A 13,444-nucleotide genomic window follows, 5' to 3' on the forward strand; every position below is an offset into this window, starting at 1 on the left:
ATTACAACCGGATACGGATAAATTCAAGGTTGAGTGTTTCTGGGTGCTCGCTGTTAATTCAACTGTTTCCCCACACAACTGCGAAGCCACATGTAGTAGTCGCGTGTGGAGAGGATGCCATCGCCATCAAAGTCGAATGTCGAGTCATAGCTTGACATTCCCAGACGTGCTCCGAAGCGGACCTTGGAGCTGTCGAACCAGGTGTCTCGGTCCGATATTCCGACAATGGCGTCTCCATCAAAGTCGCCTTGGAGTTGATGGAACTGATACCGGTGGATTTCATCATCGGTGCCATCGGAATCTACAAAACTGGAATCAATCGTGCTGTGAATTCGCAGTTCATACCGTCCATCGGCTAGGCGTGTTTGAGTGCCTGCCGCGGCTAGATCAATCAGCAACCGGCTCGTCGCCGCATCCCAACGGAATTGATCAGCGGTCAGGGCGACATCGGTGCTATAACCTGCTCCGGTATGCAGCGAAACTGAGTTCATGATTTGCCCCGTATTGATCAGAGCTTGAGCATCGAAATCACGATCAAACTGAATCGCCAACTCCGTCGTGTTGCTACGCTGGACCGCCCCGTCGTTGACCGTTACGCCAGTCACCGCCAGCGGTTTCGCTGCCGGATTAACAGTCAGGCTGAACGTCGTGCGTGAAGTGATTCCGACGCTATCGGTGGCCGTGATCGTAACGGTGTGGCTACCGTCGGGCACGTCGTTGGTGTCAAGAGACCAAGTCCAGGTTCCACTGCCATCGTTCGATGTGATGATCGTGCCGATCGATGCTGACAATGTAATCGTATCACCCTCGGAATCCGCAATCGTACCGGAATTTGTCGCAACATCCCCTGCGTCGACCGTCAGCTCAGCAAGTTCGACGGCAACCACAGGCGGCAAATTTGTGACATCAAAGTGGGCGATTCGCGTGGCGACTTCGACATCATCGACTCGAACCGAATAACGGAAGCTGGCGGAACCGAGTTCTTTGGCAACGAAACGGACGGTATGATCGTCACTGAGGATTTCGGCTTCGCCGTTGACCGCTTCCGTGATAACGAACGTCGGATCGGTCAGTTCTAGATCAGCAACCAGCGACAGCAGGTCGAGGTCCCGCGTGCCAGCAACGAGGCTATCGAAAACCTTGTTGGCGAAGTAGCTGACCAATCCCGCATCGTGCTGCTCCAAATAGTCGGTGATCTCGGCTTCGATTTCAAATTTCGAAACGATCGGGACGTCATCGATCTGGAACGTGTTGCCGATCGCTGACAACGGATCAGGACTAGCGTTCTCAATAAGATCGCCATCGCCATGGATGATAATCGTGTTCCCGCCGGGATCGTTGGCAGTCCCCAAATCAACGGTTCCGCCTGTGACGTGAATCGCCGGTCGATCGGCCGTCGTCGTTTCTTCGATGATGCTATTTCGCAGCGTCAGGCTTCCGCCCTGGACGAGGATGGTGGGAGCGTCGGTGGCGTTGGTGAATGTTACGTCACCGAGAACGAAAACATCGCCGGAGACAACGGTCAGGGCAGGGGACGCACCTTGGAAGGTGACGGGGCCGTTGGAGCCGTTAATGACCAGTTGGTAACCGCTGGGGACAGTTACGGTCAGGCCCACGTAGGACTTATTCTCAATCCCTGCTTCTTCCAGGTTCAATGTTATCGTGACGATATCATTCGGCCGCGGGAAAGCAGGTAACTCCGAGACGGCCTGTAGCCAATCCGAGACGTTGCTATTTCCGGCGGTGGTCACGATATCTTTTGATTCATCGGACAATACAGCGACGGCATCAGCGAGGGTATCCGGCGTCAGCTTAGATTTCAACAGAAACGGCCGTACACGTCCGGCGTCGTAGTCTCCGTATCCTGGTGATCCTACGGCTAGTTCGACAATGCCATCCGCCCCCAGTTCGGTCAACACTGCGATCGAACTACCAAATCGCTCACCAAGCTGTAGGCTTGGCATACCGGTCGTTGCGGTTGTCAAAAGATCCGTGCCGCGAACGGAGTGGTCTGAGTTAAGGTACAAGACATAGACGGCGCCCCGTGCTCCATAGAGCGGAGCACCGACCAGCAGGTCGGCCACTCCATCGGCATTTAAATCACCCGGGCTGGCTACGGCATCTCCGAAACCGCTCGGCTGTTCACTTGCAGGCGCATATTGAACGGGTTGACTGACAAGCTGACCATTGCTGCCAAGTTGCATAATATAGATGGACTCAGCCGTGCCGTTCCCCGACGCACCGACCGCAATGAGCCCGTTTCCCAAAGATGTGACTGACCGCCCGAACTGCGTTCCAGCCGGGAGTTCTGGCATCATGCCATTTCCACTTTCCAAGCGGGTATAGTCTTTGGCGGTGCCGTCCTCATTCATTAACAAAATGTAGACCGCCCCCTGGCCAATTCCATGACCGATCGCTGAGACCGCAAGATCGGGAACGTCATCGTTATCGATCAATCCAACATTTGCAATCGCGTAGCCAAACTGATCATGATCGGCCAATAGAGGAACGCCATCATTCCCAGATCGGAGGTGAGCGATTCCAGTCCATTTTCCGTCGTCGCCACGAGATAGAATTTTCACTTCACCCTTATTTCCTCGCGTCCAACTACCATCTTCTGCAACTTGCAAATCCGTTCCTGTGCGGCCAATCGCGATCTCCTGCGTTCCATCGCCGCCAATATCCCCTAGAGAAGCAATCGCGGTCGCGTGTCGTTCTCCCAGATACTCCGTCTCCCAACCCCATCTTAGTGTATGGTGGTAGTTGTCGTTGGCATCTCTATAGATCAGTCGGAACTGGCCCCCATTCCCCACGACCGATTCGACAACGTCGCTACCTGAATCTACCACTGGTCCCGGGACACCAATTACGAATATTGAAAATTCATCATCGATTTTAGGGAATGCTGAAACCGAAGCACCATAGTTCGTACTTAGACTGTCGAACCCCAGGGTGTCAATATTTTGGCTACCGAGCATGAGAGAATATTGCGTATCTATACTGAATTCTTGAGGACTCAACGTCGTGGGGTCTAGAGGCATGGAGATCGTAGCAACGTAGTCCTCCACTTCGCCATCAATTAGTCGTCCCGTTGGGGCAACCGCATGGGGTTCCACAAAGTCAGTGGTTAGCCGGAATCTGGCATACGTCGTGCCGAAAAATTCCGCGTCGATCTGCGGGAATATTAAATCGACTTGAGCATTGATAGCGCCGCTCGCGATGGATTTGTATTGGTGCTCTCCCGCGTCAAGAAAATCACCGTCGCCATTAAAATCAATCCAGCCATGAACAGCCGCCATCCGCCCGGTTAGATTCGTTGCCACGATGCGAACCTTTGGAGTTTCGCCAACGACTAATTTGAGGTCACTGGCGGCGTCTAGCAATCCGTCTTCATCATCAATCGAAGCGGACTGATCGTCGCCGTTTGCAGAGACAGTTGGCAATCCGTCCCGCTCGCTATCGATCCTATCGCCCAACAATAGATTCGCGTCAATTTGGTGTGAGGGGCCGCCGCTTGTTTCCGATGTTTTGTAACTATCAGGCGCATCTCCGAAGTCTTGATTCAGGAACGTCACCAAATAGTCTTCAACTTCGCCGTCTACAGCGTATCCGATGGGTAGGGCGATCCCTAAGTCATCGACGGCATCGCCAAAATCGGTACTAAGTCGGAACCGAGCATAGGTCTGTCCGAATTTACCTTCGGCAATAGCGGGGAAATCGGGCAGGGTTACAAAGTCCCCCTGAGCTGCGTTTTTACCATCAGGTACGTCAACCCAACGTCGTTCGTGAGAATCAAACGTTCCGCTGAGGTCAACATCTATCCAGCCGTAGAGTCTGGCAGGCAGTCCCGTGTCGTTGGTCACCAACACACTAACCGAAGGAGCGACTCCTGGCGTCACGTCGAGTTGCACATTGGGATTTAGGATGCCGTCTTCATCCGTGGTCTCACCGACCGAGTCATCGCCAATAGCCCCGTTGCTTGCATATCCGTCCGATTCCAGATCGATCGTCGAACCAATGCTTAGACCAGGCGCGTAACGATGCGATGGCCCGCCGTCAGCGACTCGTGTCCCGTAGCGATCAGGGGCATCACCAAAGTCTTTGGTCAGAATCGTGACCTGATAGTCTTCGACTTCCCCATCGGCCGCTGGGCCTGTGGGATTGGCGACAGCAGCATCGGTACTCAGACGGAAACGGGCGTACGTCGATTCTGCGGATGTAATAGGAACGCTGGGGAACGCGAGTACCGCGTTGCCCTTGAAGCCAGCCGGGATCACCAGTTGTTCATCCGCTGTTGTTCCGTTCACGCTGACACTAGTGGCTTGTTCCGTTTCAGGATCAAAGACACCGTCGGCGTTGTAATCGATCCAGCCGTACATCCAGGCGTCGACTTCGGTATCGTTTGTTACTTGAACGGTGACTATCGGAACCTGGCCAAGACTAAGTATGAGATCACGGGAAACAGCAACCACTCCGTCGTCTGTATCAGAATTGGCCGATTCAACCGGAATCGCGTCGAGTTCTACAGTGACGCCAGCACCCATAAAGATTGACGGAGAAACGACGTGCGTCGGCCCCTGATTGATGGAGAGCGTATTGTAGGACCCGGTTGTATTCGTTCCCAGATCCGGTGCATCGCCGAAGTCTTTCGTCAGCAAACTCGCCAGGTATTCTCCGCCTGCACCGTCATTGGACAGCAATCGGAGGATGGCGAAGTTCGAGTCAGCCATTAGAATTCGGTCAAACTCATCAACGAATACGCTCTTAATCGTTCCTGCGGTACCTTCCAATACCTTTTTGCCCTCCACGCCGAACGATTTGTCGAAAGTCCCGTTAGGGTTGAAGCGCGCGACTGCAAACGTCGATACTCCCGCCACTGTGGTGTATCCTCCGACTACCACACGGCTGGAACTATCAACGGACTGAGAATAAACACGTTCGTTGTCTGACCCGAAGTCAAATGACACTTTGCCGTCGTCGTCATAGCTGACGTCGAGCGATCCATCGGGGTTCAACCATAAGATGGCCAGATGATAGCTCGAAGACGAAGGGTTATAATAATATCCGGTGACGACGACGCGTCCGGATTTGTCCATCGCCACTCCTGTCGCGAAGTCGTTGCTGTCTTGACTGCCATCCACCAAGTTAATGCGTTGAATGCCATCGTCTCCAAAATTTCGGTCCAGGCGACCTGATTCTAAGAATCGTGCGGCAGTGATGTCATTCGAAGCACGACCGACAAGCACGACATTGTCGTTTTCATCGATTGCAATGTAACTCGTCGGATAGGACAGTCCGCTGGAGTCACTGGTGTCGAAAGTCGGGTCAATCAAACCATCGGGCGTGAGCCGGATCAGAAAACGGTTCGATCCCGAGATGCCCACCAGAAGGATGCGTCCTTGGCTGTCGACGGCGAAGTCGGATGGATTGTCGCGTTGGCTGTCGAAATCGATCACGCGCAATCCATCCGTTCCAAAGCTGACATCCAATTCACCGTCGCTCGTCAGACGGTAAATGTGAATGTCCTCTAGAGTGCCCGAATTGGAACTTTCCTGTCGTCCTTGAGTTACAAAGAGGCCCCGACCCTGAGCGTCGACATGGACGCCGATCGGGCTGCCGGAACTACTAAATGGATTGGGGTCCACCGTCGCGACGCCGCGATCACCAAAGGTAAGATCAACCGTTCCGTCATCAAAATGTCGAGCGAGTACTATGGCACCATTGTAGTTTCCGACAACGACCATCTTTCCATCAGGCTGATAGGCCACAATCTCTGATGCCGAACTATATGATGAGGCGGGGCTCCCAATGTCCGTGGTCAGTTTGCCATCTCGACTAAAGGTCCTGTCGAAGTCGCCGCTCGGTGTCAATCGAGCGACGCCGATGTCGGACGAGGATGTGCCATTCTGAACGGTACCGCCAACCAGAATGTTGCCTTGTGGATCGATCGCTAATTGGCCGCCATAATCACGCATCTTATTAAAGTCGATCAACTGGATACCGTCTTCATCAAAGGTTGTGTCCAGTTCGCCGGTGGTTGTCAGTCGCAAGACCGCCAGGTCATCATTCGTCTCCACAAGTCGTGTATAGCCACCGACTAAAATGCGATCGCTGCTGTCGATGACAAGCCCGGTCGTAAGCTCCTGCTGCGAAAAGAGGTCAATGAGCTGTTTGCCATCATCGGAGAAGGTGGTGTCGAGTGCTCCGTCCGCTGTCAATCGGGCGACCGCAGTGTCCGTTCCCGTCTCGCCGCCTTGAATAGATCGCCCTGTCACGACGATTCGCCCCAGCGAGTCGATCGCGACGGAGCCTGGAAGATCGGACTTGTGATTGAAGTCGATTGTCTGGATACCGTCGCTATCGAAACTTTCATCCAGTACGCCGTCGGTCGTCAGGCGAACCACGGCGAGATCGTTTTGGATGCCCGAATGGACGTTCGTGTAGCCGCCCATCACGATACGATCCTGCGGATCGATGGTGAGCGACGTTGAAATATCCGTCGTTCCGCCGATATCGAAATGGTGTTTCCCGTCATCGGAGAAGTCCGAATCAAGCACTCCGTCAGTGGTTAGCCGAGCGACCGCGAAGTCGTAATCTCGATCGTCGATATGTTGTGCACTTCCACCGACCACAATTCGTCCTTGACTGTCGATAGCGATGTCAGGGCCGCCCGTTTTGCGTTCAGCGAAGTCGATGAACTGAAATCCATCGATTCCAAAGCTGGTGTCGATGTGCCCGTTGGGGGTTAACCGAGTGATCGCGAACTCACTTCTTCCTGATCCATCGGTGAAGCTTAGTGACCCGACAATAATGATCCGACCTCGATCATCCAGGGCCATACTGCTGGCGGACATCCGGGCTCCGTCAAACCACATCCGGTACTTAGCGACACCTAGGTTGCCGAACGACCCGTCAACGCCACCGTCAGCGTTCAGCCGCATGACCGTGACATCCCCGGAAGCATTTCCCAGGACCAGCGATTGTCCGTTTGATGGATACGCGACCACGTAGCCACCGGTATCGCCGGTTGGTTGCCGTATTTCCGAACTGACGACTCCTCCATCACCAAAACCGGGATCAAGCGAACCGGCGGGGATGAGGTTCTGATAGCCGTTACCAAGTCCCGTCACGACGTAATCTTCGACTTCGCCATCGAGTGCATGACCGGTGGGAACCGCCGCACTTGCGTCGGTGCTGAAGCGGAACCGCGCGTAGGTCGTTCCCGAAAATCCTTCTGGAACTTCAGGGAACGTTAGCGTGACTATCTCACCAAGGCTGCCTTTACCGACGGCTTCAGAAGGTACAGAGAGGGATACTTGTTCGCCCTCATCAAATTCGCCATTCATGTCGTAATCGATCCATCCGTACAGCGTTGCATCACTCCCAGTCAGGTTCGTGACGTACAGATCGACGGACGGATTTTGACCGACGGCCAGATTTCGTAGTTGTGATGGATTAACCAAGCCATCTTCGTCGTTACCAAAACCGGTGACGTCATCGCCTGTCGCCGCATCGTTCGGATTCGGTGCAATTTCGGCATCGACGAACGAACCCAGAAAAATGTTCGAATCGAGTCCGTGCGATGGCGAATGCATGACGCTTGAAGCACTGGCCAGCTCAACCCGATAGTCGCTGGAGGATGCGCGGACCAGCAATTCCGGCAGGTCATTGCTGTTGTTATCGTCCATCACAGCGATGGACTGTCCGAAGGATCCGTGGTTGTCCGCCGAGTCTTCCGGACCGCCTCCCATCCCAGTGGCAATCTTGGAGATATCGGTTACGGAGCCATCCGTTGCCAGCTGCAAGACGTAGACGGCACCTCGATTCATACCGCCGGTGTTGTCGTACGGAGAACCAACAGCGATATCAATGATCTCATCCCCGCTGACATCGCCAAGCGATGCCACGGACGCTCCAAACCGGTCATCTGCGGAAATGCCGATCCCTGTGCTCTGAGAGATGATGTTCCGGCCTTGCTCCGTGCCATCATCGTTCATGAACACGACGAAAGCTGCACCGCTGCGGCGATTGGCGAGCGCGTCAGAATAGGTCGGGGCACCGACCAGCAAGTCGGTCACAAGATCACCGTTGAGGTCCCCAAGATTGACGACCGAGCTACCGAAGTCACCCGGTCCTGTGATCACTTCGTAATCGTCGACCACACCATCCGCACCCATCAGGAGTATGAAGACACGGCCATCCCCTTCGAATCCCGCGGCCCCCACGGCCAGATCATCGTGTCCGTCCGCGTCGATATCTCCGATCGAAGCGACCGAGATCCCAAAACCGGCTAATTCAGACAGCGGTGGTCCATTTCCGCTGTCGCCTCCGATGATTGCGGAACCAATCGATTTCCCATCGCGACCCAGAAAGACGACATCTAGTCGGCCCGCGGCTTCGCTACCGATCCCAGTTGATCCGATGACGACATCGGGAATGCCGTCGCCGTTCAGGTCCCCCGATCCCGTGAACGATTCGCCCAAACGGTGCGTCTGAAGGTCGACAGGAATCGCGGTTGACTCCACTCGTTTCACGGTGCCATCCGGATTCATCAAATGGATCTCTACGCCGGGAGAGTTTCCACCGATCAACACCGATACGGCCAGATCAGTTGTCCCATTGCCGTCAATGTCTCCGATGTTGTGAAACGCCCCGACGACAAGCTGAGGCTGCGGCGTGGTCGCTGTGGAAACAATGCTTCCGGAGTTTCCGATCGCGGCATCGCCATAGTCAAACATCGTTTGTGCCGGTGCAGACGGTGTCTCAATCGTGACCAGATAGTCTTCCACTTCTCCATCGCTGGCAACACCCGTCGGCAATGCGGCGGCTTCGTCGGTGCTGAGTCGAAAACGAGCGTAAGTGACGCCTGCTAATCCGAGCGGCAACTCAGGGAAAACAAGCGTGACCGACTGGTTGATTCCGTATGGGATAACGTCTGTCGAAACCCGTTCGCTTTCGTCAAAGGATCCATCGAAATTGGTATCAATCCAACCGTACAGTTTTGCGTCGACACCGGACTCGTTGGTCACCAGTAGTTCGATGGTTGGCACACCTGTGATGTGCAGATCACGCACCGGGTCGACCACGCCGTCGTCGTCGTCCGAATCTGCAGCGGTCGAGAGGCTCGGCAGCTCATCGATGCTAACCGATTCGCCTAGATAGAGTCCCTCAGACATGCCATGTCGCGGACCGTCGTCCGTCAGAAACGTGTTGTAGTCCCACGCCGCCGTACCCTTTCCCACGTCTGGTGCATCACCCAGATCGCCAATCAGGGTGAATTCCGGCCTCGGGTAGTCGATCACCAGTTCCCGGCGGCCATAGCCATACGCTCTAACAAGGGTTCCTACAAGAATTTCATTGACGCCATCATTGTTGAGATCCGGAAGCGGCGTGGCGGAGAAGTCATAGACAGTACTGTCGTCACCTGCGTCTTTGATTGATTGCACTTTGACCGTTCCGTCGCTATTGAAGAGCACAATCCGCTTGGTGCTTCTCGTGTAGATCCTGAGATCGGGTACGGCATCCCCGTCAAGGTCTCCCGCAGGGACCAGCACGGCGTCCTCTAATGAAACGGTCGTTCCGATCCGAGATTCCTGGATGACCTGATCTACGATCATCGAGCCGTTCCGATCCAGCAACAGGACGTGGACGTCCGACAGATCCCTATTTGACTGATCAGATTCCGCAACCGCCAGGTCGGGAACGCCATCCCCGTTGATATCGCCCACAACGGTCAGTGACGCACCAAAGGCGAGAAGGCCATCAGCTCCTTGTAGACCAGGCGTATATTTGTCAACGATCTGCTGGCTCTTCACGCTACCGTCTGGGTTCATCAGCAGGATGTGAACACCGCCCCATGAGTACGCCGGTGCTTCGGTCCCAACGTTGCGACTGGGAGTACCGAGAGCAATATCAACGACACCATCGCCATCAATGTCCCCCAAGCCGGTTACGGCGGCGACTTCGTCGCCCACATCAATCGACGCTGTCGTGCGGACGGTCCCATCGGTATTAAGGAATAGCACATGGGCATTGTCACCGCCGACCAGTAAGTCCGTGATCCCGTCTCCGTCAAGATCTCCGATGTTTGCCACGGACGATCCAAGGCCGGGAATCGGTTCGGTGAGTCCCCCACGAAGTATTGTTCGCGCGTACGGATAGCTCACCACCTCGCTGGAAATCTCCGTCACTCGTTCGACCCGCCCGTTGTTACTATAGGGCAAGGTGCCGGCGCCCATGAACAGGACATGCAGGGCGCCCATCTCCGGGCTTCCCAAGACGATATCTGTCACACCGTTGCCGTCGAGGTCGCCCACAGTCGTCAGCGAATGCGCGTACTCCTGGTTGTCGATGGGACGCACGGCTTGATTGAAACTTTGGGTGGTTGTCGGCAAGCTCCGCACCAAGCCATCGATACGGATCGTTTCCGACGCGGCCGCCAGATAGACGAAGTTGTCGCCAGTGTGTCCTGGCAGCGCCGCCAGCGATGACATGGGAATATCCACATCGTCGTACAGGCTGTCCCGAATAATCCCCGTGCTGCGTTCCACAGTTCCATCGGATTCTAAAAAGAACACAAAAGCCCGATTCATTGCACCAACAGCCAGTTCAGCGATGCCGTCGCCGTCCATATCTCCCATCGACGCCAATGAGGCGCCAAATAGGGATTCGCCGTCATTCGGAATTTGAGTGAACGACTTGAAGCCAGCCGTTGAGCCTGCCAGAGGACTCTGGTTCATGAACAGCAGATCGACGCGACTCGATTGAGGCCCCGAGACCGCGAGATCGGGAACGGAATCGCCGTCGATGTCGCCGAGTCCGACAACCTCAGTGCCCCAACTGGGCTCCGTTCCAGGAGGGGAAGCAATCCGCTGCAAGCGCCCACCGGTCAAGTCCTCGTTCATCAGCAACAACTGTACCTGGTGCCGTGTACGATCCGCCGTCAGAGACGAAACCACCAGGTCATCGATGCCATCCCCGTTCATGTCGCCCACCACATCAATCGATCCGCCGAGCTGACTGAACGAAATTCCATTCGTATCAATGTCGAGCTTGACATAGTTCTTTACGAGGCTTTCCGAATTAAGGTACAGGACGTAGATGGCTCCCCGGCTAAATGAATCGCCCGGAGCGCTGACGAAGAGGTCCGTATAGCCATCGCCGTCCAGGTCGCCCGCTTCTGCCAATGCGGCTCCGAATCGGTCATTGGGGGCGAGGGGCCCCATGCCGCCCGTGTTGGAAGCGATTAGCTTCGCAGTCTGTGCCCCGCGTTGGAAGCGAATGATCGTTTGAACACCGCCACTGTCGAACCCAAATCCGCCATAGCCCGGGACACCCACTGCGATATTGGCAAGAGTCGCATCTTCGGCGACCGGCATACCCGACGCATCCACCTTGCCGATATAAGCCAGCGCTCGATCTTCGCAGGCAGGGCAGAGGGTATCGAATATGAAGGATTCCGTGAAGTCATCGATGTGATCTTGCCCTTCGTCATTGTAAATGGCTTCCGTCAGGCGACTGCTGATGAGTTTGCCATCCTGGAAACTGATTAGTTCGGTCGCATCGTCCTGAAGTGGAATTGCAGTCGAAGCGACCGAATGGACAATGCCGTCAAAAAAATTCGTCGAGGTCTGATGAGCAATCATCCCGTCAGTGTTGAGGAGATAAACATGGGTTCGCCGCGACGCTCCAACCGCTAAGTCCGGAACTTTGTCCCCATCCACGTCCCCCAGTGCCGTTAGCGAATCTCCGAAAACGTAGTCGCTTTCCCCAAGCCTATTTGATGACCTGACGGTGCCATCGGCGTTCAGGATCAGGATGTCGGCTGAGGAGACAGCCCCTACCGCCAGGTCCGGAATTCCATCGCCATCAACGTCGCCCAGACCGACCACAGACTTCCCCCATTCATTCCTGGCAGGAATTACGTCCGTACCGGACTGCAGCAACCGGGTTTCCTGAACTGTCCCGTCGGCGTTCATAAACAGCAAATGCACAGCACCAAGGCTCTGCTTTTGCGCGATCGCAAAGTCGCCGATTCCGTCGCGATTAATGTCACCCACGGCTGCGACCGTTGATCCAAATCGCCCCTGGTCGTCCAGCTCCGGCACTCCGTTCATTCCGGACGCATAGACCACACTCTTCTCAATGACCGTTCGGCCATCCACCACGTCGAGAAAGAGTAGATAGGCGGCCCCGCTGTCAGCGCCAGCAGTATCATCGCCTGGTGCTCCCACCAACAGGTCCGTGACCCCGTTACCGTCCAGGTCACCAGTGGCACTGACGGATGCGCCGAACAGATCGAAGTCGTTCAGTTCGTGCAGTCCCGACATCCCGGATGCCAGATAGTCGGTTTTCAGCACTGCGCCGAATTCATCGCGGTACAGCAGGTGCACGGCACCACGATCGTTCCCTCCCGTGTCGTCTCCCGGTGCCCCCACGGCGAGATCGATCGCGTCGTTTTCATCAAGATCGCCAATGGTCACCATGGAACTGCCGAAATCGTTGTCCGCCAACAGTCCCGACGAAATCTCGGTGCTCAGGCGCAACGGTGAAGATTCAATGCGTGTCGGAATGGTTACCTGCGCCTGGTAGTCTTCGATTTCCCCAATTCCCGCCGCCCCCGTCGGATTTTGAGCTGCGGTGTCGGCGTCCAGCCCTAGCCGGAAACGCGCGTAAGTTCTGCCGTGAAAACCGGGCTGAATTTCCGGAAACTGCAGCGGGACAGATTCCGATATGGCAAAACCGACGTCTGCCGACGCGCGTTCCGTTGCGTTATCAAATACCCCGTCACCGTTGAAATCGATCCAGCCGTACAGCGTCGCTGGCTGCCCGGTCGTATTGGTCACGAAGACGTTGACCGTGGGGCTGCTGGTCACGGTCACAGCCAGATCGAGAGTTGGGTTGCGAAGGCCGTCTTCGTCGTCTCTAGGGCCGGTTCGATCATCATCTCCAGCAGCCTGTTCATTGGGCTGGGCGTCCGCTTCCGAATCCGGGATCGCTCCCATGAACAACCGCGAGCTGACCTCGTGACTGGGCCCGTTGTCGGCCAGCAAGGTCTGGTAGTCGCCGACGCCGGTGCCGACGCCCAGATCCGGCGCATCGCCAAAATCAATTGCCAGCAAGTGCCGATCCTCCAACCGTTCGACGATCGACCGTCGCTTTCGTCTTTGCAGCGAGTTTTTGCGGCGTTTTGCCAGGGAACGGCGTGATTTGCTGGTAGCGACGAAGCGATCGAATTGGCGAATGGGTGAGAACGTCATGGAAAACTCAATCTTTTTGCGGAGATATCCAGGATTTACAAGCCATCATGTATCCATGCGGAAACCGAATCGAATCGGTCCACACTTTTCTGTTCTATTGCCAGACACGGCGGCAGCCTGGCTGTGACAATCGTTGACGAAGTCTGCCTCGGCGTTGCTGTTTGAATCGATTTCGGAATGCCCGT

Annotated in this window: 1 protein-coding gene; it reads right to left on the bottom strand. The window is 55.4% G+C overall.

From position 1 onward, the window contains the following. Positions 1-53: 53 nt before the first annotated feature. The gene (locus CA51_RS22330) at positions 54-13,259 is read right to left on the bottom strand and encodes a GEVED domain-containing protein (RefSeq protein WP_145123360.1); all 13,206 of its coding nucleotides are present in this window, start codon (positions 13,257-13,259) and stop codon (positions 54-56) included. Positions 13,260-13,444: the final 185 nt, after the last annotated feature.

The sequence above is a fragment of the Rosistilla oblonga genome, assembly GCF_007751715.1.
GTDB lineage: Bacteria > Planctomycetota > Planctomycetia > Pirellulales > Pirellulaceae > Rosistilla > Rosistilla oblonga.